The 22905-nt window shown below is 72.0% G+C and carries 23 protein-coding genes; 19 read left to right on the forward strand and 4 right to left on the reverse strand.

The features are described from left to right. The first annotated feature begins 1 nt into the window (after position 1). From ACZ31C_RS03025 to ACZ31C_RS03095, 15 genes are read left to right on the forward strand one after another with little or no spacing between them, the layout of a single operon-like run. Positions 2-220 carry a ferredoxin gene (locus ACZ31C_RS03025; protein WP_396741309.1) on the forward strand — a complete coding sequence of 73 codons (219 nt, stop codon included), beginning with the start codon at positions 2-4 and terminating at the stop codon, positions 218-220. Continuing rightward, the gene (locus tag ACZ31C_RS03030) at positions 217-1989 is read left to right on the forward strand and encodes a fatty acyl-AMP ligase (protein ID WP_465793948.1); all 1773 of its coding nucleotides are present in this window, start codon (positions 217-219) and stop codon (positions 1987-1989) included. Before ACZ31C_RS03025 ends, ACZ31C_RS03030 begins: the two co-directional genes overlap by 4 nt. Next, positions 1986-3593, forward strand: coding sequence for an acyl-CoA dehydrogenase family protein (locus tag ACZ31C_RS03035; RefSeq protein WP_465793949.1), 1608 nt, complete (start codon positions 1986-1988; stop codon positions 3591-3593). Before ACZ31C_RS03030 ends, ACZ31C_RS03035 begins: the two co-directional genes overlap by 4 nt. Then, positions 3590-5275, forward strand: a complete 1686-nt coding sequence (locus ACZ31C_RS03040; RefSeq protein WP_465793950.1) for an acyl-CoA dehydrogenase — start codon at positions 3590-3592, stop codon at positions 5273-5275. The genes ACZ31C_RS03035 and ACZ31C_RS03040 overlap by 4 nt, the downstream gene beginning before the upstream one ends. A 47-nt stretch (positions 5276-5322) precedes the next feature. After that, positions 5323-5601: an acyl carrier protein gene (locus ACZ31C_RS03045; protein ID WP_350697522.1), complete on the forward strand. Its 279-nt coding sequence runs from the start codon at positions 5323-5325 to the stop codon at positions 5599-5601. Further along, positions 5598-6530, forward strand: coding sequence for a 3-oxoacyl-[acyl-carrier-protein] synthase III C-terminal domain-containing protein (locus tag ACZ31C_RS03050; RefSeq protein WP_465793951.1), 933 nt, complete (start codon positions 5598-5600; stop codon positions 6528-6530). The genes ACZ31C_RS03045 and ACZ31C_RS03050 overlap by 4 nt, the downstream gene beginning before the upstream one ends. An 8-nt stretch (positions 6531-6538) precedes the next feature. After that, on the forward strand, positions 6539-7909 hold the full coding sequence (locus ACZ31C_RS03055) for a preATP grasp domain-containing protein (protein WP_465793952.1): 1371 nt from the start codon (positions 6539-6541) through the stop codon (positions 7907-7909). Next, positions 7906-9243, forward strand: coding sequence for a type III PLP-dependent enzyme (locus ACZ31C_RS03060; RefSeq protein WP_396741321.1), 1338 nt, complete (start codon positions 7906-7908; stop codon positions 9241-9243). Before ACZ31C_RS03055 ends, ACZ31C_RS03060 begins: the two co-directional genes overlap by 4 nt. After that, positions 9240-9530, forward strand: a complete 291-nt coding sequence (locus tag ACZ31C_RS03065; protein WP_350697526.1) for an acyl carrier protein — start codon at positions 9240-9242, stop codon at positions 9528-9530. The genes ACZ31C_RS03060 and ACZ31C_RS03065 overlap by 4 nt, the downstream gene beginning before the upstream one ends. Before the next feature lie 2 nt (positions 9531-9532). Beyond that, positions 9533-10405: a hypothetical protein gene (locus ACZ31C_RS03070; protein WP_465793953.1), complete on the forward strand. Its 873-nt coding sequence runs from the start codon at positions 9533-9535 to the stop codon at positions 10403-10405. Then, entirely contained in the window at positions 10399-10968 is a 570-nt protein-coding gene (locus ACZ31C_RS03075; RefSeq protein ID WP_465793954.1) for an acyl-CoA dehydrogenase family protein, read from the forward strand. The genes ACZ31C_RS03070 and ACZ31C_RS03075 overlap by 7 nt, the downstream gene beginning before the upstream one ends. After that, positions 10946-12097 (forward strand): acyl-CoA dehydrogenase family protein, encoded by a 1152-nt coding sequence (locus tag ACZ31C_RS03080; RefSeq protein WP_465793955.1) that lies wholly within the window; start codon positions 10946-10948, stop codon positions 12095-12097. The genes ACZ31C_RS03075 and ACZ31C_RS03080 overlap by 23 nt, the downstream gene beginning before the upstream one ends. Beyond that, positions 12090-13448, forward strand: coding sequence for an MATE family efflux transporter (locus ACZ31C_RS03085; protein ID WP_465793956.1), 1359 nt, complete (start codon positions 12090-12092; stop codon positions 13446-13448). The genes ACZ31C_RS03080 and ACZ31C_RS03085 overlap by 8 nt, the downstream gene beginning before the upstream one ends. After that, positions 13436-14791 (forward strand): condensation domain-containing protein, encoded by a 1356-nt coding sequence (locus ACZ31C_RS03090; protein WP_465793957.1) that lies wholly within the window; start codon positions 13436-13438, stop codon positions 14789-14791. Before ACZ31C_RS03085 ends, ACZ31C_RS03090 begins: the two co-directional genes overlap by 13 nt. After that, positions 14791-15567 carry a 4'-phosphopantetheinyl transferase family protein gene (locus tag ACZ31C_RS03095; protein ID WP_465793958.1) on the forward strand — a complete coding sequence of 259 codons (777 nt, stop codon included), beginning with the start codon at positions 14791-14793 and terminating at the stop codon, positions 15565-15567. Before ACZ31C_RS03090 ends, ACZ31C_RS03095 begins: the two co-directional genes overlap by 1 nt. On the opposite strand, the gene ACZ31C_RS03100 is transcribed toward ACZ31C_RS03095, so the two are convergent. Next, positions 15499-16164, reverse strand: coding sequence for a helix-turn-helix transcriptional regulator (locus ACZ31C_RS03100; RefSeq protein WP_465793959.1), 666 nt, complete (start codon positions 16162-16164; stop codon positions 15499-15501). The genes ACZ31C_RS03095 and ACZ31C_RS03100 overlap by 69 nt on opposite strands. Before the next feature lie 229 nt (positions 16165-16393). On the opposite strand from ACZ31C_RS03100, the gene ACZ31C_RS03105 reads away from it, so the two are divergent. Beyond that, a complete protein-coding gene (locus ACZ31C_RS03105; protein WP_465793960.1) occupies positions 16394-17305 on the forward strand; it encodes a UbiA family prenyltransferase in 912 nt (303 codons plus the stop codon). A gap of 26 nt (positions 17306-17331) precedes the next feature. Here the strand turns inward: ACZ31C_RS03105 and ACZ31C_RS03110 are convergent, their stop codons facing one another. Beyond that, positions 17332-18006: a response regulator gene (locus ACZ31C_RS03110; protein ID WP_465793961.1), complete on the reverse strand. Its 675-nt coding sequence runs from the start codon at positions 18004-18006 to the stop codon at positions 17332-17334. Then, on the reverse strand, positions 18003-19088 hold the full coding sequence (locus ACZ31C_RS03115; RefSeq protein WP_449953843.1) for a sensor histidine kinase: 1086 nt from the start codon (positions 19086-19088) through the stop codon (positions 18003-18005). Before ACZ31C_RS03115 ends, ACZ31C_RS03110 begins: the two co-directional genes overlap by 4 nt. A gap of 499 nt (positions 19089-19587) precedes the next feature. On the opposite strand from ACZ31C_RS03115, the gene ACZ31C_RS03120 reads away from it, so the two are divergent. Then, positions 19588-20346, forward strand: coding sequence for a hypothetical protein (locus tag ACZ31C_RS03120; RefSeq protein WP_465793962.1), 759 nt, complete (start codon positions 19588-19590; stop codon positions 20344-20346). A 12-nt stretch (positions 20347-20358) separates the two neighbouring features. Here the strand turns inward: ACZ31C_RS03120 and ACZ31C_RS03125 are convergent, their stop codons facing one another. Further along, positions 20359-21048 carry a TetR/AcrR family transcriptional regulator C-terminal domain-containing protein gene (locus ACZ31C_RS03125; protein ID WP_465793963.1) on the reverse strand — a complete coding sequence of 230 codons (690 nt, stop codon included), beginning with the start codon at positions 21046-21048 and terminating at the stop codon, positions 20359-20361. A 240-nt stretch (positions 21049-21288) separates the two neighbouring features. Between ACZ31C_RS03125 and ACZ31C_RS03130 the strand changes: the two genes are divergently transcribed. Together ACZ31C_RS03130 and ACZ31C_RS03135 are read left to right on the forward strand one after the other, a co-directional pair. Further along, the gene (locus tag ACZ31C_RS03130) at positions 21289-21987 is read left to right on the forward strand and encodes a DUF4386 domain-containing protein (RefSeq protein WP_465793964.1); all 699 of its coding nucleotides are present in this window, start codon (positions 21289-21291) and stop codon (positions 21985-21987) included. Between the two features lie 403 nt (positions 21988-22390). Beyond that, positions 22391-22843: a hypothetical protein gene (locus ACZ31C_RS03135; RefSeq protein WP_350697538.1), complete on the forward strand. Its 453-nt coding sequence runs from the start codon at positions 22391-22393 to the stop codon at positions 22841-22843. Positions 22844-22905: the final 62 nt, after the last annotated feature.

The following is a 22905-nucleotide window of genomic DNA, read 5'->3' on the forward strand; positions in this document are numbered from 1 at the left end:
GATGACGCCCCTGCTCACCGTCGCTGCGGAGCGTTGTCTCGGCGCCGGGCACTGCGTCCGGCTCGCGCCGGAGGTGTTCGACGAGGACGACCACGGGACGGTCGTGCTGCTGGTGGCCGAGCCGGAGCCGGATCGGGTCCCGGCCGTCCGGGAGGCCGCGCAACTGTGCCCCAACCGAGCGATCTCGATTCAGACGACTCAGCAGGAGCGTGAACGGTGACCAGCTTCAGTGCCCGGATGGAGGTCAACGCCGCGCAGTTCGGCGAGCGGACCGCGTTCACCTACGTGGCCGACCCGATGCGCGACGACGCCCCGATCAGCTACTCGTACGCCCAGATCCACGACGCGGCCCGCCGGGTCGGCGCGCTGTTCCAAAACCGGTTGGACGCCGGTGACCGGGCGATGCTGCTCTACCCGCCGGGTCCGCAGTTGGCCCTCGCCGTCCTCGGCTGCCTGTACTCCGGGGTCATCCCGATCGTGGTGCCGGTGCCGGACGGGCAGCAGCACCGCAGCCAGCGACTGACCGCGATCGTCCGCAACGCGCGGGCCGCCGCCCTGCTCACCGAGGAGCGGGTGGCCGGTGACGTGGCCACCTGGGCGGAGGCGGCCGGGGTGGGCGACCTGCCGCGTCTGGTGACCGACGCGACCGCGCTGCCCGACGTCGGGCAGTTCCGCGCCCTGCCCGACGACCCGGACCGGATCGCCTTCCTCCAGTACACGTCCGGGTCCACCAGCCAGCCCCGGGGCGTGGTGGTGACGCACGGCAACCTGGCCGACAACGCGGGGGTCTACCAGCGCATCCTCGGCGCGCCGTCGGACGCCCGGCACGGCGGCTGGCTGCCGATGCACCACGACTTCGGCCTGATCGGGCTCTTCCTCTCCCCGCTGTACGTCGGCAGCACCACCGTGCACATGCCCGCCTCGGTGTTCCTGCGACACCCGCAGAGCTGGCTGTTCCTGGTCGACCGCTTCGACGTGCAGATCTCCCCGGCGCCCAACTTCGCCTACGAGATGTGCCTGAACCGGATCGCCGAGGAGAGGCTCGCCGGCCTGGACCTGTCCCGCTGGCGGGTCGCGGTCAACGGCGCCGAGCCGGTCCAGGCGAGCACGCTGGCACGCTTCCGCGACCGGTTCGGGCCCTACGGCCTGCGGCCGGAGGCGATCGGGCCGGGTTACGGGCTGGCCGAGGCGACGCTTGCGGTCTCCTGCGCCGGGCAGTACCGACTCCCCCGGATCACCCGGGTCGACGCCGAGCACCTGGGCCGGGGGCAGGCCCGACCGGTCGGGCTGGACGCCGACGAGGCCACCCGTGACCTGGTCGGCTGTGGCGCGACGTCCGAGATGGACATCCGCATCGTCGACCCGGAGCGCCACGTGCTGCTCCCCGACGGCGAGGTGGGCGAGATCTGGTTGCGCGGCCCGAGCGTCGCGCGCGGGTACTGGGAGAACCCCGAGGCCACGGCCGCCGTCTTCGACGCGGAGACCGCCTGTGGCGAGCGCGGTTTCCTGCGCACCGGCGACCTCGGGGTACGCCTCGACGACGAGCTGTACATCTCCGGGCGGATCAAGGAGCTGCTGATCATCCGGGGCCGCAACCTGTACCCGCAGGATCTGGAGGCCGAGGCGCGCACCGTGCATCCCGCGCTGGCGCTCGGTGTCGGTGCCGCGTTCAGCGTGCCGGTGCCCGAGGAGCAGGTGGTCCTGGTGCACGAGGTACGGGCGGGCCGGGCGACGCCGGAGGAGTTGGCCCGGATCTCGGCGGCGGTGCGGCACCGGTTGTCCCGCGAGTTCGGGGTGGAGGCGAGCGTGCTGCTGGTCCGCCCGGGCGGGGTGTCCCGGACCACCAGCGGCAAGATCCAGCGGGTCGCGGTCCGTCGCGCCTTCCAGGAGGGCTCGCTCGCCGGTACGTACGCCGACCTCACCCCGGAGGTCCGCGCGCACCTGGACGCCGTCGACCGGGATCGTGAGCTGGCCGGGGTGGCCCGATGAACGCCGTCACCACCATCTCACCGGGCCTGCTGGACGCCGCCCTGGCCACGGCCGAGGCGTTCCGCCCGGACCGGGTCGCCGAGCTGGACCGGACCGAGACGTTCCCCACCGACGCCGTACGGCTGCTGGACGAGCTGGGCGTTCCCGACTGGTACGTGCCGGCGCGCTTCGGCGGCGCGTCGACCGATCACACGCAGCTCGTCGAGGTGGTCCGGACGATCGCCCGGCACGACCTGACCGCCGCGATCGCGCACGCCAAGACCTACCTGGGTGCGGTCTGCGTCTGGGTGGCCGGTGACCCGGAACGGGCCGAGCGGCTCGGCGCGCGGGTCCGGGCCGGTGCGGTGGTCTCCTGGGCGCTGACCGAGCGGAGGCACGGCAGCGACCTGGTGGCCGGCGAGCTGACCGCCACCGAGTGTCCGGACGGGTACCGCCTGGACGGCGAGAAGTGGCCGATCAACAACGCCACCCGGGCCGGGACGGTCTGCGTGCTCGCCCGCACCTCGACCGACGCCGGGGCACGCGGCCACAGCCTGTTCCTGGTCGACAAGGACCGGCTCGCCCCGGGCAGCTACCGCACGTTGCCGAAGGCGCGTACGCACGGCATCCGGGGCGCGGACATCAGCGGCATCGCGTTCGACGGTGCGGTGGTGCCGGCACAGGCGCTGGTCGGGCGGCCCGGGGCGGGCCTGGAGATCGTGCTCAAGGCACTCCAGTTGACCCGGGTGATGGCGGCCGGGCTCTCGCTCGGCGCGGTCGACCACGCCCGGGAACTGACCCTGCGGTACGTGCGGGAGCGGGAACTCTACGGCCGTCGGCTGATCGAGTTGCCGCACGTGCGGCGCAGCTTCGGGGAGATCTCCGCCGCCGCGCTGGTGGCCGAGTCGGTGGTGCTGTTCGCCGGACGGGCGGCCGGTGCGCTGACCGGCGAGATGAGCGTCTATTCGGCGGTGGCGAAGGCGCTGACGCCGAGCCTGGTCGACGAGGCGATCGCGCGCTGCGGCGAGCTGCTCGGCGCCCGCGCGTTCCTCACCACCGTGTACGCGGACGGCGCGTTCCAGAAGCTGGAACGGGATCACCGCATCGTGGGCATCTTCGACGGCAACACCTTCGTCAACCGGCACTCGCTGATCACCCAGTTCCCGCGTCTGGTGGCCGGCTGGCGGCAGCGGGTCCGGGACGTCGCCGGGCTGCGCGGCGTCGAGGTGGGCGCGCCCACCGACCCGAGCCGCCTGGAGCTGTTCTCGCGCGCCGGATGCAGCCTGGTGCAGAGCCTGCCGTTCCTGCTGGAGCAGGTCCGCACGTCGGCACCGGAGAGCGTGGTCCGGCTCGCCGCGCACGTCCTGGACTCCGCCGAGCGGCTGCACGACGAGATGGCCGCCCTGCCGCCGCAGGGCGTGACGGCCGGGGTCGAGGCGTTCGAGCTGGCCCGACGGTACGAGTGGTGCCTGGCCGCCGCTGCCGTACTGCACCGGTGGTCCGCCGAGCCGGCCCGGCCGGAACTGGCCGCCACGCTGGCCCTGATCGTCGGCCGCCTCGGTGGTCTCCGGCCCGATCCCGCCGCCTTCGACCGGCTCACCGACGACCTCAAGGAGCTGTCATGACGGCCCCCGCCCGGCTGGACGAGCTGGAACGCCTGCTCGGCGACCCGTCCGACGACGGCAACCCGACCGGCGCCGCCGCCGCGCTGGCCGCCGACGAGAAGGACGAGGTGTTCGGGGCGGCCGAGCGGGCCCTCGACGCGTACTGCCTCAACGCCGAATTCGTGCCGCGCCGCCACGGCGGGCGGCTGGCCGGGGCCGACGACCTGATCCAGGTGCTGCGGACGGTGTTCCGGCGGGACCCGTCGCTGGGCCTCGGCTACGGCGTCAGCTCGTTCATCTCGTCTGTCAACGTGTGGGCCTCCGGCTCGCCGACGCAGACCCGCTGGGTCGCCGACACGCTGCTCTCCAACCAGAAGATCGCCTCGGCGTACCACGAGTTGGCGCACGGCAACGACTTCTCCCGCGCCGAGTTCGCGGCCCGACCGGGCACGTCCGGCGGGTGGCGGCTGACCGGGCGCAAGGAGGTGGTCACCAACGTCACGCGGGCACGCGGGCTGGTGCTGCTGGCCCGCACCGACGAGCGGCCGGGCAGCCGCAGCCACTCGCAGATCCTGGTGGACAAGCAGACGCTGCCGGACGGCGCGATGCGCGACCTGGCCCGCTACCCGAGCGTGGGCATGCGCGGCGTGCAGTTGGGCGGCATCGAGTTCACCGACTGCCCGGTGGACGACGAGGCGGTGGTGGGTCGGCCCGGTCAGGGCATCGAGACGGCGCTGCGCTCGTTCCAGCTCACCCGCACCGCGATCCCGAGCATGCTCGCCGGTGTCCTCGACTCGGGCCTGCGGTCGACCATGGACTTCGCCGCCGACCGACGCCTCTACGGGCACCGCGTCGCCGACCAGCCCGAGGTGCGGCGGCTGCTCGTCGACGCGTACCTGGATCTGTTGATCTGCGACAGCCTCGGCCTGGTCGCGGCCCGCGCGCTGCATCTGCTGCCCGGCCAGACCAGCATGTACGCCTCCGCCGTGAAGTACCTGGTCGCCAAGCGGCTGATGGACTCGATGCACCAGCTCTCCCTGGTGCTCGGGGCGCACTTCTATCTGCGCGAGGGCCGGTACGCGATCTTCCAGAAACTGCTGCGCGACCTGGCCCCGGCCGGGTTCGGGCACGCCGCCCGGGTCGCCTGCCTGGGCACCATGCTTCCCCAGGTGCCGCTGCTGGCACGACGCGGCTGGGTGCACCCGGAGCCGGCCGACCCGGCGCTGTTCCGGATCGGCGAGGAACTGCCCGAGCTGCCGTTCGAGCGGCTGCGGGTCTCCGCCGGTGGACTGGACGGCCTGGCCGGGTCGCTGGGCGCGGCCGTCGACCGGCTCGGTGACGGGTCGGAGCAGCAGCGACTCCGTCGGCTGGCCGAGCAGTTCCGGGCCGAACTCGGTGACCTCGCCGAGGCGGGCGCCGCGCTGCACCCCTCGGACCTGGGCGTGGACGCCCGCGTCGAGGTGCTCGACCTGCCCGCCCGGTACGCCACCGTGCTCGCCGCCTCGGCCTGCCTGAACGTCTGGCTGGCCCGCGACGACGACCCGGCCTGGGTCACCGCGGCGCTGGACCGGCTGGCCCGCAGCCTCGGCCGTCCGGGCGACGACCGCCCCGGCGACCACCGCGAGCCGCTCTATCAGGAACTGGCCGCCCGGCACGCGGAGCGACGCAGCTTCGACCTGTCCCGCCGGGTGTTGCCGGGGTGACCCGGGAGCCAGTCCGCACCGCCAACCATTCGAGGAAGGAAACCCACATGGCATCCAACGCCGAGGGCGCGGGCGACCTGCGTTCCTGGTTGACCCGCTGCGTCGCGGAGTACCTGCGCCGGCCCGAGGACGAGATCGACCCCACCGTCCGCCTCGCCGAGTACGGCCTGGACTCGGTCTATGCGCTCGCCCTCTGCGGCGACATCGAGACGCACCTGGACATGCGGCTCAGCGAGACCCTGGTCTGGGACCACCCGACCATCGACGAACTGACCGCGCACCTGACCGAACTGATCGCCGAGCAGGAACCCGCGGGTGCCCGGTGACCACCATCGAGGCGGTCTCCGCCTATCTCCCGTCGTCGGTCGTGCCGATCGAGGAGATCGGTGCCCAACTGGCGATGGACCCGAAGCAGGTGGCGACGTTCCGCCGCTTCTACGGGCTGTCCGAGGTGCGCTACGACCCGGACGGCGACCTAGCCCAGATGATGATCAACGCGGCCGGCAAGCTGACCGCGCTGACCGGACGCGAGAGCCAGGTCAGGTACGTGCTCCAGGCCCGCACGTTGCAGACCGTGGCGCCGTACCCGGAGAACCCGCTGCACCAGGTCCGCACCGCGCTCGGCCTGGAGCACGCGGTCTCGTTCGCGGTCACCCAGCACGCCTGCGCGTCGGGGCTGCTCGCCGTGCACCTCGCCGGTGAGCTGCTGGCCGCCGACGGCGACCCGGACGCGCTGGCCCTGGTCTTCGCCGGGGAGAAGGCGTTCACTCCCACCGCCCAGCTCATCCCGAACACCACCTTCATGGGTGAGGGCTCGGCCGCCGTCCTGGTCGGCCTCGGCGGCGACCACGACCGGCTGCTGGGCTACGCCACCCGGACGTACGGGCAGTTCAACGCCGGTCTACGGATGGACGCCGCGCGGGCCGCCGAGTTCGAGGCGATCTATCAGGACGGTCTCGCCGAGGTGGTCCTGGCGGCGGTCGAGCAGGCCGGTGTCGCGCTCTCCGACGTGCACCTGATCCTGCCGCACAACGTGAACCGGCTCTCCTGGGTGCGGCTGTGCAAGCAGCTCGGTTACCCGGTGGACCGGGTGCTGCTGGACAACGTCGCCTCGACCGGCCACTGCTTCTGCGCCGACTCCTTCATCAACTACCAGACGGCCCTGGAACTGGAGCGGCTCGCGCCGGGCGACCGTTACCTGATGGTCGCCGTCGGGCTCGGCGCGACCTTCTCCGCCATGGTCTTCGAGCACTAGGAGGCATGATGACCACACCGTTCATACCCCGGCTCAAGACCGCGGTGACCGGCGACCCGGACGCGCGTTTCGTCTTCCTCGGCAACTTCGAGGTGGAGGACGTGTGGGGCGAGGACGAGCCGGGCCTGCCCCGGATGGCGTTCGGCACCGGAAGCGCGGTGGTGAACCGGATGGACGAGTTCGCGCTGCTGCTCGCCGGACCGGGTGACCGGGTGCTGCTCAAGGCCGCCCCCGATCCCGACTACCTGGCCTTCCTCACCGGCCTGGGGGTCCAGCTCCCGGAGATCCACACCGTCGCGGCGCAGAACCCGCAGCACACCGTCAGCCAGGACGTACTCGCCGACTCCGACCTGCTGAGCCGGATGGCGCAGTGGGCGGAGCAGGGCGCGTACCTGTCGGTGCACGGCGTCTCGGTGCTGGAGGAGGAGATCGCCGCCCGCACCGGCGTCCGGATCGCCGGCAGCTCCGCGCCGACCTGCAAGGCGGTCAACAGCAAGGTCTACAGCCGGCAGGTCGCCGACGAGGTGGGCCTGCGGCAGCCGGCCGGTCGGGGCTGCGTCACGATCGCCGAGTGGTCGGCGGCGGTCGCCTGGGCCAAGGAGGTCCTCACGGCCGGCCGCCGGGTCGTGGTGAAGGACGCGTACGGGGTCTCCGGCAAGGGCATCGTCGTGGTCGACGACCCGCGTCGGCTGGACCAGATGGACCGGATGGTGAGCCGCAAGGCGCGCACCACCGGCTCCGACCGGGTCGCCCTGGTGGTGGAGGAGTTCGTGGCCAAGCGGGCCGACCTCAACTACCAGATGACCGTGGGGCGCGACGGCGACGTCCGGTTCGACTTCGTCAAGGAGGCGATCACCGAGTCCGGCGTGCACAAGGGACACCGCATCCCGGCCCGGCTCGACGCGCGCCAGGAGGCGGAGATCCGGGAGGCGGCCCGGCTGCTCGGCGAGCGGCTGCACGCCGACGGGTACGTCGGGGTGGTCGGCGTGGACGCGATGGTCGGCGACGACGAGCGCCTCTTCCCGGTCACCGAGATCAACGCCCGCAACAACATGTCCACCTACCAGCTCCCGTTGCAGGAGCGCTTCGTCCCCGCCGGCTGGGTGGCGCTGGCCCGGCAGTACCCGCTGCGGCTGCCCGAGCCGCTGCCGTTCAAGCGGCTGCACGGGGCGATCGGCGACGTCCTGCTCACCCGGGCCGGCGAGGAGGGCGTCCTGGTGAACAACTTCGCCACGGTCAACGCCGCGGCCGGTGGCGAGGGCGGCTTCGACGGCCGGCTCTACGCGCTGGTCATCGCGCCGACCGAGGAGCGGGTGCGCCAGCTCGACGAACACGTGGCCGGCGTCGTCGCCGGCCTGACCGAAAGGACCGGATCATGACCGCCGAGCACGACGTGCAGGGCATCGGCATCACCGAGTTGGCCGAGCGATTCGGCACGCCGATGTTCGTCTACGACGGCGAGCAGTTGCGGCGGCAGTACCAGGGCCTGCGGGACCGGCTGCACCCCGCCGTGGACATGTTCTTCTCGCTGAAGGCCAACCCCAACCTGTCGGTCTGCGCGGTGCTGCACGGCTACGGCGCGTGCGCCGAGGTGTCGTCGCTGACCGAGCTGATCACCGCGCGGCGGGCCGGGGTGGCACCCCGGGACATCATCTTCCTCGGGCCCGGCAAGAGCCGCGACGAGCTGGCCGCCTGCCTGCGTGAGCAGGTGTACGCGGTGGTCGTCGAGTCCTTCGGCGAGCTGGAACTGCTCAACGAGGTGGCCGCCGAACACGACGTCGTCGCGCCGGTCGCGCTCCGGGTCAACCCGGAGTTCGCGGTCAAGGGCGGCGGGCTGACCATGGGCGGCAAGCCTCGTCAGTTCGGCATCGACGAGGCGCAGCTCTTCGCCGCGCCCGACCTGGGCGTCCTGTCGAACGTCCGGGTGATGGGCGTGCACGCCTACCTCGGCACCCGGATCCTCAGCGAGGAGGTCATCGCCGAGAACACCGCGCGGATCCTGGACCTCGCCGAGCGGCTGGCGCAGCGGCACGGCTTCCCGCTGGAGATGGTCGACATCGGCGGCGGGCTGGGCGTGGCGTACTTCGAGGGCGAGACCGACCTCGACCCGGCCCTGGTGGCCGAGCGGGTGAACCCGGTGGTCGCGGCGTTCCGCGACCGGCACCCGGACACCCGCGTGATCATGGAGCTGGGTCGGTACCTGACCGCGCCCGCCGGCGTGTACGTGGTGGGCGTCCGCTACGTCAAGGAGTCGATGGGCCAGCGCTTCGCCGTCGCCGACGGTGGCACCAACCACCACATGGCGGCCGTCGGGACCGGCTCCTTCGTCAAGCGCAACTACCCGATGGTCCTGCTCAACCGTCCGGCCGAACCGGCCGTGGCGGAGTGGCAGGTCACCGGCCCGCTCTGTACGCCCAACGACACCATCGGCAAGAACGTGCCGCTGCCGACGGTCCGTCCCGGCGACCTCATCGGGGTGCTGCGCTCCGGGGCGTACGGGCCGACCGCCTCCCCCGTGCACTTCCTCAGCCACGGCTACCCGGCCGAGGTGCTGGTCCACGAGGGACACGCCTACCTGGTCCGGCACCGGGACGACCCGGAGGACCTGCTCAGCCGACAGCCGACGCACGACGAGCTGGCCGCACCGGCCCGGCTCGTGTCGACCGTCACCAGCAACGGACACCCCTCGAACGAAAGGATTCGCGTGTCATGACCGAGACGATTGTGCAGGGGCAGCCCCAGGCTCCGGTGGTGGACGAGGCCGTGGTGGCCAGCGTCCGGACCGCGCTCGCCGCCGTCCTCAAGCGGGACGTCGCCACCATCACCCCGGACACCCGGCTCTTCGACGACCTCGGGCTCGACTCGACCAGCGTGCTGGAGCTGCTGCTCGAACTGGAGAACGAGCTCGGCGCCGAGTTCGACCCCGACGACCTGGAGCAGCGGCACTTCGAGACCGTCACCACCCTCTCCGAGTACGTCAACGAGCACGTGAGCCGCTGACCGTGTTCACCACAGTCGCACCACGGCTCGCCGCCGACCGGACCGGCCTCCTGCGGGAGTTACCGGTCCGGCCGGCGGCGTCCGCCGCCCGCACCTTTCGCGGCAACGGGCCGATCGAGGACGACGGCCTGGACCGCTACCTCGCCGACATGGTGGGCGCCTACGGCCGCTCCTACGACCCGGAGTTCCTCGCCAAGGCCCAGGTCACCTCGTACACGACGATGGCGTCGACGGTGGTGGCCGAGCTGACTCCGGGCGTGGACGCGCTGCGCCGGGTCGTCCTCGCGTTCGCCACGCCGGACATCGACTCCCGGGCCTCGGCCGGGTGTTACCTGGTCGAGGCGGCACCCGGTCGCCCGACCGTGTTCTGCGTCAGCGACCAAGGCGCCACCGCGCCGTTCACCGCACTGCGGCTGGCCGCCGACCACCTGCGCGACGCCGCAGCCGACGCCCGCACCGCACTTGTCGTCCTCGACCAGCGCAACCTCCCGTGGGAGGTGGACGCGACCGAGCGGGTGCCGGCCGAGGACGTCGCGGTGGCGTACGCCTTCCGGCCGACCGCCCCCGGCGAGGCCGGTGTGCTGCTCGCCCAGCGCACCCAGGTCGATTCGGCGGCGGCAGCGGCGCTGCTGGTCGACGTCCTGGACGAGATCTCGGCCCGGGACGGCCGTCCGTTCGAGCTGGTGGCCGGGTACGACGTGCCGGTCACCGCCGAGGTCGAGTTGCGGGCCGAGCGGGTGCACCGGGTCGCATCGGGCGCGCTCTGCACCGGGATCTGGACCACCGCCCGGCACCTGACCGGCCGGACCGTGCTGGCCGAGTACGACCCGGTGCTGCGCTACCTCAACGTGCTCGCCTGGGACCCGACGTGGTGACCGCACAGGCGGTGGTCGCGCTGGCCGACTGCCGGACGGTCGCCCGCCGGGACGGACTGGTGGCGGGCTGGACGGCGCTGGTGACCGCGACCGACGCACCGGAGACGGTGCACGGGCCGCGCGGACACGGACTGTGCCCGCCCGAGCGGCAGCATCGGTCCGGTGGGACGGACAACCGGCCCGCCGGGTGGGTGCTCGGCCTGACCTGGATGCGGCTCGGCGTCTCGCAGTGGCTGCTCGACCAGGCCCGGGAGTACCTGACCGGCCGGACCACCGGCGGTGTGCCGCTGATCCAGCAGCAACTGGTCCAGGGCAGCCTCGCCGAGATCGTCACCGAGCAGCAGGGCGTCGCCGCGGTCCTCGACGCGCTGGAGCACGACCCGGACCCGTCCCTCGCCGCGTACCTGCACCGGCAGCTCACCGACGCCGACCGCGCGTCGCTGCGGCTGCTCGGTGCCGGCGGCTTCCTCACCGACGGGCCGGGCGGGATCGCGCACCTGTCCGAACTGCTGGCCGACGCGTACCTCGACGGAGTTGACCATGGCGATCATCGAGCCGGATGACCGGCTGCGCGTGCTGCGCGAGCACGCCCGGGAGTGGGCCGCCGAGCTGCGGCCGTACTCCTTCGACCTGGAGCGCGACCCGGACACCGTCTATCGGCACCTGGACCTGCCCGCGGTGGACTACGTGGGCAAGACGATGATCCCCGCGCACCTGCAACCGGACCCGATGCGGATCGGCAGGTACACGTACTACGGCAGCACCGCCGTGGAGCGGGTGGTCGCCGCCGAGGAGATCGCCTTCGGCGACGCCGGGATGTTCCTCGCCTCACCGGGTGCCTCGCTCTCCGGCGTCCTGGTCGGGATGCTCGGCGACGAGGCCCAGCAGGAGTGGTACTTCGGGCGGGTACGGTCGCGTCCCACCTGGACGTTCTTCGCCCTGACCGAGCCGGCGCGCGGCTCGGACGCGATGTCGCTGAGCACCCAGCTGCGCAAGGCGCCGGACGGGTCGGCGACCCTGCACGGCGAGAAGCGGTACGTCGGCAACGCGACCCGCGCCGAGGTGGGCACGGTCTTCGCGCGTACCGGCTCGGGGCCGCTCGGGGTGGTCGCGGTGCTGGTGGAGACGTCGGCCCCCGGCTACCACGCGGAGGCGCTGGACACCGTCGGTCTGCGCGGCGCGCAGATCAGCGCGATCCGCCTCGACGGCGTGCCGGTGGCACCCGGCCGGATCCTCGGTGCCCACCTACCGGCCTCGGCGCGCGGCATGTGGAGCGCCCTGCGGACGTTCAACCTGTTGCGCCCCGGGGTGGCCGCCATCGCGTTGGGGATCGCGCGGGCGGCCATCGAGTATGCTCGATCGCAGTCCGGACGGGGTCGGGACGAGCTGGACCGGCTGGGTCATCGCGTACACACCACACGCCAACTGATCCTGCGCGCCGCCCACGAGGTGGACCGGGACGCCCGCAACGGCTACTACGCCTCGGCGGCGAAGGCGCAGGCCGCCCAGCTCGCCGAGGAGGCCACCCAGCAGGCGTTGCGGATCCTCGGCCCAGGCTCCCGGTTCGCGCATCCCTGGCTGGACAAGCTGGCCCGCGACGCACGGGGGGTCGAGTTCATGGAGGGCACCCGCAACGTGCAGCGGCTCACCGTGTGTCACGCACTGACCAAGGGCAGGTTCGACGATGACTGAGTACCGCCGCCAGGTGCTGCGCCAGGCCTCGCCGATGGTTCTCGGCGACCTGGTGGGCGTCCTGGTCCCGCTCGTGGTGGTCGCCCTGATGAGCCGGATGGGCGACGACTCGCTCTACATTCGCTCGTTGTTCACCCCGATCATGTTCGTGATCATCGCCCTGCACGCCGGGCTCGCCGTACCGAACCAGGTCGCGTCGGCGCTCAGCGGCGACGACGCCGAGAGCCGCATCCGGGCGCTGGCCGGGTTCGCCCGCATCGGTGCCGTGGCATCGGTCGTGGTGCTGCTGCTACTCGGTCTGGCCGCCCCGGGGATGGCCCGGTTGTTCGGGGTCGACGCGGCGGCACAGAGCGACTTCGTGTGGTTCGTCCGATGGGTCTGCCTGGCTGCGCTGCTCGGACTCGGGTCGGTGCTCTGCGGAGCCACCCTGCGGGGCGCGGGACGCCCCCGGGAGGGCGCGGCGGTGCTGCTCGCCGCCGCCGCCGTGGAGATCGTCGGCGTGGCCGCGCTCGGCCTGCCCGGCGGGCTGGGCCTGGGCCTGTGGTCGGTGCCGATCGCCATCGCCGCGTCCGGCGTGGTCGGCAGCGCGCTCGGTGGCTACCTGCTGTGGCGTACCGGTGTGTGGCGGCCCGGCACGTCCCTGGCCTGGCGACCCGACCTGTTCGGCCTGCTGGCCGGCGTGGGACTGCCGGTCTTCGCCTCGTACGTGGCCATCTTCGCCAGCAACTTCGCGCTGACCTGGGTGGTGAGCGCCTTCGGCGCGACCGTGGTCTCCGGCTTCGCGGTGGCGTACGTGGTACAGAGCGTGGTGATCGTCGCCGGTGTGGCGATCGGCGCGGCCACCGCGATCGTCGCCAACCAGTACCGGGGCGCCGGGGAGAGCCACCGGATGCCCGGCGTGCTGCGCGCCGGCCTCCAGGTGACCGCCGCGTTCTACGTCGTCTGCGCCCTGGTGGTCTGGACCGGCCGGGACTGGCTGGCCCGGGTGACCGCGGCCGACCCGGCGGTGGCCGCCGAGGCGTCCCGCTACCTCGGCATCGTCGCGCCCACCTTCGTGCTGATGGGCCTGGTCCTCGCCGCGCTCACGGTGCTGGAGCAGGTCGGCGGCGGGCCGCTCGCGATCGCCCTGAACGTCGTCTACTTCGGCGGCATCGTGGCGGTCGGCGGCTACCTGGCCCGGTCCGCCGGTGGACCCGAGCCGCTCTACTGGACGATCGCGATCGCCAACCTGTTCGGCATCGCCGCCGTCGTCGCCACCGTCCTCTTCGTCCGTCGGCGAGCGGGCACCGCGACCCCGGAGACCACCGAGCACGACCAGGAAGAGAAGGAGGCGGCGGCATGGCGCGACTGACCCGGCAGACGGTACGCATCGACGGCGAGCGGGGCGTGCTCGCCCCCGCCACCCTGGGCCAGCGCAGCATCTGGGTGGACATCGACCGGCAGATGCCGGATACCTCCTTCTACAACTCGACGGTCTTCACCCCGGTGCCCGAGGGGGTGGACCTGCCCGGCGTGCTCGCCGCGTTGGACGCCCTAGTCCGCCGGCACGAGGCGCTGCGCACCCTCTTCCACCGGGCCCCGGACGGGAACCTGACGCAGCAGGTGATGGCCGCCGGTGAGCTGCCGGTGGAGATCTGCGAGGCCACCGCCGAGGACCCCGACCCACGGGCGCTCGTCGACGACCTTGAGGCGCGGGTCCGGGGGCACCGCTTCGACCACACGACCGAGTGGCCGATCCGGCCCGCCGTCGGCGTGCTGGACGGCGCACCCCGGGTGGTGATCACCTGCGTGTCGCACGCGGCCACCGACTACCTGGGTACCCGGGTGATCGGCGGCGAACTAGCCCGACTGCTGGCCGGCGAGGAGCTGCCACCGCCCGCGATGCAGCCGGTCGAGCTGGCCGAGTTCGAGCGGAGCGAGCCGGGGCGACGGGTCCAGGAACGCTCGTTGGCCTACTGGCGGGAGCAGTTGACGACCGCCCCGTCGGCGATCTTCACGCCCCGCGAGCCGGAGGACCTCCGGTACGCCGTCGCCACGCTCAGCTCCAGCGCGATCAAGCTGGCCCTGGACGCCCTCGCCACCCGGTACGCCACCGGCAGCTCGGTTGTGCTGCTCACGGCCACCGCGAAGGTCCTCGGTCGGCGTACCGGCCACGACCGGGTGCCGATGATCCTGATCGCCGGCAACCGGCACCGGCCGGAGCTGCGGGGCTACGTCGGCAACCTGGTGCAGGACGTGCCGGCCACGATCGACGTGTCCGCCGAGGACTTCGCCGCGCTGGTCCGGAGCTGCTGGGGCACAGCCATGAAGGCGTACCGCAGCGGGATCAGCGACCGGCAGGAGATCAGCGCACTACGCGGCACGCTGGCCGCCACCGCCGACCCGTCCTGCTACTTCAACGACCTGCGACAGGTCGGGCCGGACACCGGCCGGATCGAGGAGGTGACCGCCGAGCGGCTGCGTACCGCCCAGGCGACCAGCCGGCTCACCTTTGGTCCCGGGTACGAGGTGGACGAGCTGACCTTCTTCCTCAAGGTGATCGAGGACGGGCCGGACCGGCTGGAGCTGACCGTACGGGCCGACACCACCCGGCTCGGCCGCAGCGACGCCGCCGAGATCCTGCGGGAGATCGAGGAGTTGCTGGTGACGGTCGCGGCGCAGGAACGGGTCCTGGCGGCCACCGGAGCACCGTGATGCGTCTCGACGGCGTCGTCCACGTCTGGCGGATACCGCTGGGCCGTCCACTCGCCGGTGATCCGGATCCGGCCCGTCTGCTGGACCCGCACGAGCGTCGCCGGGCCGACCGGCTCGGCGACGCTCGCCACCGCCGCCGCTACGTCCACGCGCACGCCACCAGCCGACTGATCCTCGGCGGCTACCTCGGCGTACCGCCGGAGGAGGTGGTCTGGCAGCGGGGTCGGCACGGCAAGCCGGCGCTGCTCGGGCGGCCGGAGATGAAGGTCAACCTGACCCACTCGGCCGACCTGGCCCTGCTGGCGGTCACCACCGGGCGGGAGGTGGGGGTCGACGTGGAGCGCCTGGCCCGACCGGACCCGGACGGTACGCCGTCTCCGTCGGGTCGGCTGGCGACGCGGTTCTATCCGCCGGGCGAGGCGTTCCGGGTCGGTCGCGCTCGCGGTCCGGCCCGGGACTGGTGGTACCTGCGCTACTGGACCCGCAAGGAAGCCTGCGTGAAGGCCAGCGGTGGGCGGCTGGTGCAGGGACTCCGGGTACGGGTCGCCGGATCGCAGTCGCACGGTCGCGGCCTGCGCTGCCGGGGCGGGACCGGCCTGCCCGGCCCGTGGATGGTGCGGGATCTCACGCTCGGCGACGGGCACCTGGCCTCGGTCGCGTTGACCGGGACCTCCGACTACCGGGTGGTGGTGCGGACCTGGCCGGGACTACGCCGGTTCGGCCTGGATGAGCCGTTCCCGCAGGGCGATCGCCACGGCGAGCGTGCGGTTCGGTGAGTCCAGTTTGGTCATGATGCTGCCGACCAGCCGCTTGGCGCCGTGTTCCGAGACACCGAGTCGACGGCCGATCTGCCGGTTGCTCAGCCCCTCGGCGAGAAGCGCCAACGTCTCCCGCTCCCGGGCGGTGAGCACCGGCGACCGGCCCCGGTCCCGCCGTGTCCGGCCGGTGGCCAGCTTGAGCAGGTGCCGGCTCAGTTCCGCGGGCACCACCACCTGGCCGTCGGCCAGCTGCGCCAGCGTGCGGTGCAGCGATTCCGGCGTCAGGTCCGTGGCCAGGAGGTAGCCATCCGGCGTCAGCCATCGCACGATGTCGACCTGGTCCGGCTCGTCGAGCAGCACGAGGAGTTTGTGCTGCCGCCCGTCGTCGTGCCCTCGCAGCGTGTCGGCACGGCTGAGGGCCCGGGGCGAGGCGATGACCACGTCCGCACCGTCCGGTCCGGCCCGTAACCGCACCTTCGGCACCTGCTGCACGACGGCCGCCACCCCGCGCCGGGTCACCTCGTTGTCGACCACCACGGCGATCGTCAGATCGTCGGTCGGCAGTGTCGGCCGGTACCCGGCGGACATCACCGGCCAGATCATCTTCTGCACCATTTCCCCGTCTCGCTTCCGCTCGTTGAAATAGCGTCGCAGGGCCACCATAAACATCCGGCAATGGCCGCAGTAGTGGTAGCTACGGAGGTGGTGGTTCCACCGCGCGAAGGTGGCAGACGGTCTACGACCAAAGTAGTAGACGAATCTGCCGTTGTTGACGGAGCCAAATTACCACCTGACTGACCGAGAATAGACGCATCAATGCCGTGTCGCTATTCGAGGTGCGCCGATGTCTATTCAGTCGATTGCGGATCCGCTGTCGAGCGGTTCGCTGTCCCGCGTCGTCGGCCTCTCATTCTCGGAGAGCCGTCCGGTGGTGCAGGCCGTCTTCCAGCTCCGCTTCCTGACCGGCGCGCTGCTGGCCGCACCACCATTTCATCCGACCGCGGTACGGGACCTGACAGTCGGCGCGCTGGCCTGGCTCTGCGCCACGTGGCAGGTCTATCTGCTCAACGGCCTCTGCGACCGCACCGAGGACCGGCACAACGGCTCGGGCCGGCCGCTCGCCACCGGGGCGCTGTCCGCCGCCTCCGCCGGTGGGGCGGCGGCCGCCCTCAGCCTGCTCGCGATGACCCTCGGCCTGATGGTCTCCGCCGGCTTCGCCGTCCTGGTGGCGGCCATGCTGGCGCTCGGCTGGCTCTACTCGGCCGCACCCCGGCCGCAGAAGGCCAACCTGCCCGGCTTCGTCGGCGTGGTGGTGGCCGGCGGCCTGGTCACCTATCTGGCGGGCTGGCACGCGGCCGGCGGCGGCGTACCGGACCCACGGGCGGCGGCGGTGGCCGTGGCGCTGTCGTTCTGGATGGGCCTGGTGGGCATGACCAAGGATCTGCCGGACGTGGCCGGCGACCGGCTGGCCGGTCGGCACACCCTGCCGATCGTGCTGCCCGAACGCGTCGCGCGGGGGCTGCTCGCCACCGGCGCGCTGCTCGTCGCGGCGGGACTGGCCACGGTCGCCGCCGCGGAGCCGACCCTGGTGCCGGCGGCCGGACTGCTGCTGGCCGGTGCGGTGGTGCTGGGCGTCTGCGTACTGACCCGGATCAGCCACGGCGACCGCAGCCGCCGACGCCGCCCCTACCGGGCCTTCATGGTCACCCAGTACGCGGTGCACCTGACGGTGATCGCCCAGTGCCTCGCGAGCTGAGCGACCACCCCGCCGGTCTCTCCGGGTCAGCGGGAGAGTCGTTGCCCGTCGGAGATGATCCGGCGGGCGACCGCCTTGCGGATCGCGTCCACCCGGGACACGGCGTTCAGCTTGGCGTACGCATTGGTCAGGTGCCGTTTCACGGTGGCCTCGGTGATGTGCAGCCGGGAGGCGATCTGCTGGTTGCTCAGCGCGCTCGCGGCGAGGACCAGGACCTCCCGCTCCCGCTGGGTCAGCGCCGTACCCGACCCGCCCGAGCCGGGCGGTCGGCGGTCCAGTTGCTCGACCGTGCCGCGCGAGACCGCCAGCAGGACGTTCGCCGACGGGCGACGCACCGACCGGACCGCCGCCAGCAACTCGTCCCGCAGGATCGTCTTCAACATGTACGCGCTGGCGCCCGCCTCCAGCACCTCACGGACCAGTTCGGCGTCGTCGTGCATGGTGAGCACGATGATCTGCACCTCCCGGCGCTGGTGCAACACCTGCCGGATGGTCTCCGTGACCCCCGCCCCGGGCATCTCCACGTCCAGCAGCAGCACGTCCGGTTGGTGGGCGACGACCAACTCGACCGCCTCCGGGCCGCTGCCACCCTCACCGACGATCCGGATGCTCGGGTCCGTGCCGAGCACCTCCTTGAGGCCCTCGCGGAACAGGTTGTGGTCGTCCACCACCACCACGCGGATGGTGTCCGAGGTGTTCATCCTTCCGAGCCGTAGAGCGGCACCTCGACCGCGACAACGGTGCCGCTGCCGGGTGCGGAGGTGATGGTGAACCGGCCGTTGAGCAGGTCGGCGCGCTCGGCCATGGACCGGAGCCCGAAACCGGCGGTCTGCGCGTCGATCAGGTCGAAGCCACGGCCGTCGTCGATCACCTCGGCGTTGATGGCGTCCTCCGTGGCGACGATCGTGATCCGCAGCTCGGTGGCCTCGCCGTGCCGTACCGCGTTGCGGGCGGCCTCGCGCAGGATGAGGTACAGCTCCTCACCGACCTCGCGGGGCATGACCTTGACATCGCCGGTGACGGTCAGTCCGGTGCGGATGGTGGCCGGCACGCTGGCCGAGAGGTAACCCCGCAGGGCCGGCTCGATGCCGTCCGCGCCGAACGAGCGGCGCAGCTCGGCGGTCAGTTCCTGGACGGTCTGCAGCGCCTCCCGCATCTCGTGCATCGCGGCGCCTACCTTGGCGTCGGCCCGGGGCCGGTCGTGCGTGCCGTAGTGGCGGGACAGGTCGAGGTTCTGCAGGGAGAGGCCGATCGAGTGACCGAGCCGGTCGTGCAGGTCGCGGGCGATCCGACGACGCTCCTCGCGGCGCGACGCCTGCAACTTCTCGATCAGGTAGTTCACGTACGCCAGGGAGGAGAGTGACACCCGCCGGGAGATGGCGTCGTGCAGGGCGAGGGCGATGGCCGCGACCCGGGCCGGATCGGTGATGACGTATCGACGCAGGATGATCGGCAACGCGACCTCGAAGAGCAGCGCGGCGGCCCGTAACGACTCGATCGGATGGATGTTGCGCAGCGCCCGGTCCACACCGATCTCGGTGGGCAGCAGCGCATGATCGACCACCTCGTCGATGTCGTCGACATCGGCGGACGGATCGACCGCCGACGCCGGCAGATCGAATTGCTCCGCCACGTCGGTGACGATCGCGTGGACGTTGCGCCGCAACTGACCGAGCACCGGTGCATTACGGGTCAGCGCGATCGAAGCGGACTCCAGACGCCTATGGTGCTCCCGAAAGATCTCTTCGGCCAGTCCGTCGTGCGTACTTGTCTGATAACCCACGTGCTTCCCTGTATTCGATTCCACTGATTAGGCCCACAGATATTCCTACTACGTGTCCCCGCGTGTGGATCCGATTACCGGCTTGTTTCATGGGAGCGCTCCCGAGGCGTCACTCTAACAGGAGACATGGATCACAGCAAGCAAGGTGCGCGCTTACGGTCGCCGCCCGGGCGCAGTGAGCGACCGTCCCACCACGACAAACCGCCGCCCACCGCAGGCAGGGCCGTCGATTGTCGAACGCCGGCCGCAGCGGCCGATAAGACCGTTTTGGACCGACCGGTCGGCAGATATTCGGAAACCGATGTGTGCGACCCGAGAAGTAATCGATCAAATCGTGGATAACCCCACGTCGAACGGCGAGCAACAATTGACCGAAAGGGGGAGCCAGGTACCCGACGATGCCGATGTCGGACCGCCTTTCGTCCCCTGTGGACATCGACTGTCACCACGCGGCGCGCCGCGCCGACGGACTGTCGGAGGCGTACGCCATGCTGCGGCAATGAACTCGTCGCCGCAGTGGCTCAGCCGCTACCGCAGGGGCCAACGGGAGCAGGTCTGGCACGAGCTGCACCAGTGGGGCAGCGGCATCCGGCTCCGCCCCGAGCTGGCCGAGGAGGCGCAGTCGGTCTGCGACGAGATGGCCCGCCGGGCCCGGCAGAACGTCGAGGTCGTGGTGGCGCGGCTGACCGCCGCCGGCTACCGGTTCCACGAGAACGACGACGAGCAGACACCGGTGCCGCACCCGTACGTCCCGCCGACCGCGCAGGCCGACGCGTGCGCCGACTGGCTCCGGGACCGGTTCGGCGCGGTGCCGATGACGGTGTGCTCCTGGGTCCGGCTGGTGGGTGACGTGTGGCTGGTCGGCACGCACCCGGAGTGGGCCGACTCGGCGTCGGCCGACCCGCTGGTGATCGAGCTGGAGGGATCCCGCCACCTCGACGGGCCGTCCCTGCGCGAATACCACGACGAGGAGTGGATCGACTGGCAGGAGGCGCAGGCGAGCGACGAGGAACCCGGGGTGTTCGTGCTGCCGGTCGCGCCGGACCGGCTGCACAAGGAGAACACCAGCGGCGGCGGGCCGTACGGCTTCGTGCTGCCCGACGGGTGCGTGGACGGGCTCTTCGTCGGCGAGACGACCACCTCGTTCGTCGCCTACCTGAACCAGGTCTTCGGCAGCGGCGGCTTTCCCTGGCCGACCGGCGCGGAGGGCGAGTGGCAGGTGAAACGCGGCCTGGCCGAGGACCTGCTCCCGCTCTGACCGCTTCCCGCGTCACCCCCGGGCGCGCTCGAGGCCGTCGAAGAGCAGGTCGAGGGTGAACTCGAACTCGATCTGGCTGTCACACCAGCCGAGCGTGGGATCGTCCGCGTCGTGCGCCTCGGCGGCCACCATCGCCGTCAGGTGGGGCAGCCTCTCGGCCATAGCGGCCAGCTCCGCCTCGGCGACCTCGACGTCGGTCGCCCCACCGGCCGCCGCCGGCCGGAACACCTCCTGGGCGAAGCCGAGCGCGAGACTGCCGAACGCGTGCAGGGCGCGGTGGGCGATGCGGTAGGAGAAACCGCCGTCGCGCAACGTGGCGATGATCTGATCGTAGTAGGTGTAGACCCCGGAAGGCACGGTCGGGCGGGAGCCGAGCAGGCCGGGCGCCCACGGATGGCGCAGCATCACCGCGCGGGCGGCGAGGAAGCGCTGTCGCAGACGCGTACGCCAGTCGTCGCCGGCCGCCGTCGCGTCGGCGACCTCCGCCGCGGCCTCGATCTCGGCGATGACCGCTTCTACCAGGCCGTCGAGCAGTCCCTCCTTGCCCGGCAGGTGGTAGTAGAGCGACATCGCCTCGACGCCGAGCCCGGCGGCCAGGCGGCGCATCGTCAGCGCGGCCAGTCCCTCCGCGTCCACCAGCTCGATCGCCGCCGCGAGGGCGCGCTCCCGGCTCAGCGGCTCCCGAGGTCTTCTCGCTCCCATCCGACCCCCCTCTTCCCTTTACCTTACATCGTATGGTTGCCTTACGTCGTAAGGCCGCTGCCTTCTCGGCCTGGCACTGCCCTGCCCGGCACTGCCTTGCCGACCGGCACTGCCCTGCCCGACGCCGCCTCGCCCGACCCGACGCCGCCCTTTCCGACCCGACGCCGCCTTGCCCGACCCGACGCCGCCTTGCCGGCCTGACACCGGCCGCGCCGACGTGCATCCCGAAGGAGCCTTCCCATGCACCCCCTGATCCGCACCGCCCGCGCGACCGGGTTGTTCTACCTCAGCCTCGCCATCGCAGGCGCACTGGGTTTCCTGACCGTCCGGCCCCGGATCTTCGCCGCCGGTGACCCCGACGCGACCCTGGCCCACCTGGTCGGCAACGAATCCCTCGCCCGCGTCGGCATCGCCCTGGAACTGCTCGTGGTGCTCGCCCAGACGTTCACCGCCGTCTGGTTCTACCGCCTGTTCCGCGCCGTCGACGCCACCGCCGCCGGCAGCATCGCCGTCTTCGGCATGGTCAACGCCGTCGCCATCCTGGGCAGCGCGGCGCTGCTCGCGACCGCCGTCGAGGTGGCCGGCGACCCGTTCGGCGACGCAGCATCCACCGTGCAACTGCTGTACCTGGTCAGCGGTCACCTCTGGACGGTCGGTGGGATCTTCTTCGGGCTCTGGCTGATCCCGATGGGCTGGTGCGTGCTCCGCTCCGGCTGGCTGCCCCGCGTCCTCGGCTGGACCCTCGTGGCCGGAGGCGTCGGCTACGTGCTCAACGCGTTCGTCACGTACCTCGTACCCGGTTCCGGGATCCTCGCCGACCTGCTCGTCGTCCCGGCGACCGTGGGCGAGTTCTGGATCCTCGGCTACCTGATCATCCGGGGCGTACGGCGGTCGGCGCTGACCGAGCCGGCACGGTCCGCCGCCCCGACGCCGGCCTGAGCGCCGCTGTCACGACGGTCCCCTGAGTGCCGCCGTCGCGATGTCCGCTTGAGCACCGCCGTCACGACGGCCCCTGAGCGCCGCTGTCACGACGTTCGCCTGAGTGTGGCCGTCACCGCGACGCCCCAGGTGGGAGCGGGGATCCGGGTGGGAGCGGTGGCCCGCGTGGAAGCGGCGGCCCGCATGGGAGCGGCGGCCCGCATGGGAGCGGCGGCCCGCATGGGAGCGGCGGCCCGCATGGGAGCGGCGGCCCGCATGGGAGCGGCGGCCCGCTCGGGGAGCGGCGGCCCGGCCGGTGGCGCGCCCTTGCGCGGGTCGGCCGGGCCGCCGTGTCGTTGATCCGGTTGTGCCCGCTGCCCGCCGGCCACCACGGTGGGGGCGCCGACCACCGGAAGGGACGCCGATGACCAGTGAACGCGAGACCGTGGAGGTCGACCCCACGCTGTTCCAGGCCGTCTACGACTCACCCGCGTCGCTGCCCGGCCGGCACCGCTGGACAACCCCGGAGGCCGACGTCCGGCGGATCGAGAAGCTGCTCGGCATGCCGCCGCGCACCATCGGCGCACCGCTCTGGGTCAGCGGTGACCAGCCGGACTGTCCCAAGTGCGGTCGCCGGATCACCTGGTACGACATCGTCGCCTCGGCGTTGAAGGGCGTCCACGACCCAGCGATGATCGCCACCGTGATCCTCGGCGACCGCCGGTACGTCAACACCGGGCTGCCCGCCGCCATCCCCGGTGTCCGCTGCACCGACTGCCGCTCGCCGATCGACGGGCTACGCAGCTTCAAATGCCACAACTGGGCGTACGCCTTCGACGACCTGGCCGCCGTACAGCAGCGGATGGCGGGCAGCTAGAAGTTAGGAAGGGACCCTTCCTATACACGAGGCGTTAGTAGGGGACCCTTCCTTACACAGCA

This window comes from Micromonospora sp. NPDC023869 (assembly GCF_055559695.1).

Coding starts and splice junctions, on each gene's coding strand:
- ACZ31C_RS03025 (WP_396741309.1), top strand. CDS start 2: ATGACGCCCCTGCTCACCGTCGCTGCGGAGCGTTGTCTCGGCGCCGGG.
- ACZ31C_RS03035 (WP_465793949.1), top strand. CDS start 1,986: ATGAACGCCGTCACCACCATCTCACCGGGCCTGCTGGACGCCGCCCTG.
- ACZ31C_RS03040 (WP_465793950.1), top strand. CDS start 3,590: ATGACGGCCCCCGCCCGGCTGGACGAGCTGGAACGCCTGCTCGGCGAC.
- ACZ31C_RS03045 (WP_350697522.1), top strand. CDS start 5,323: ATGGCATCCAACGCCGAGGGCGCGGGCGACCTGCGTTCCTGGTTGACC.
- ACZ31C_RS03055 (WP_465793952.1), top strand. CDS start 6,539: ATGACCACACCGTTCATACCCCGGCTCAAGACCGCGGTGACCGGCGAC.
- ACZ31C_RS03060 (WP_396741321.1), top strand. CDS start 7,906: ATGACCGCCGAGCACGACGTGCAGGGCATCGGCATCACCGAGTTGGCC.
- ACZ31C_RS03065 (WP_350697526.1), top strand. CDS start 9,240: ATGACCGAGACGATTGTGCAGGGGCAGCCCCAGGCTCCGGTGGTGGAC.
- ACZ31C_RS03080 (WP_465793955.1), top strand. CDS start 10,946: ATGGCGATCATCGAGCCGGATGACCGGCTGCGCGTGCTGCGCGAGCAC.
- ACZ31C_RS03085 (WP_465793956.1), top strand. CDS start 12,090: ATGACTGAGTACCGCCGCCAGGTGCTGCGCCAGGCCTCGCCGATGGTT.
- ACZ31C_RS03090 (WP_465793957.1), top strand. CDS start 13,436: ATGGCGCGACTGACCCGGCAGACGGTACGCATCGACGGCGAGCGGGGC.
- ACZ31C_RS03095 (WP_465793958.1), top strand. CDS start 14,791: ATGCGTCTCGACGGCGTCGTCCACGTCTGGCGGATACCGCTGGGCCGT.
- ACZ31C_RS03100 (WP_465793959.1), bottom strand. CDS start 16,164: ATGGTGCAGAAGATGATCTGGCCGGTGATGTCCGCCGGGTACCGGCCG.
- ACZ31C_RS03105 (WP_465793960.1), top strand. CDS start 16,394: ATGTCTATTCAGTCGATTGCGGATCCGCTGTCGAGCGGTTCGCTGTCC.
- ACZ31C_RS03110 (WP_465793961.1), bottom strand. CDS start 18,006: ATGAACACCTCGGACACCATCCGCGTGGTGGTGGTGGACGACCACAAC.
- ACZ31C_RS03120 (WP_465793962.1), top strand. CDS start 19,588: ATGAACTCGTCGCCGCAGTGGCTCAGCCGCTACCGCAGGGGCCAACGG.
- ACZ31C_RS03125 (WP_465793963.1), bottom strand. CDS start 21,048: ATGGGAGCGAGAAGACCTCGGGAGCCGCTGAGCCGGGAGCGCGCCCTC.
- ACZ31C_RS03130 (WP_465793964.1), top strand. CDS start 21,289: ATGCACCCCCTGATCCGCACCGCCCGCGCGACCGGGTTGTTCTACCTC.
- ACZ31C_RS03135 (WP_350697538.1), top strand. CDS start 22,391: ATGACCAGTGAACGCGAGACCGTGGAGGTCGACCCCACGCTGTTCCAG.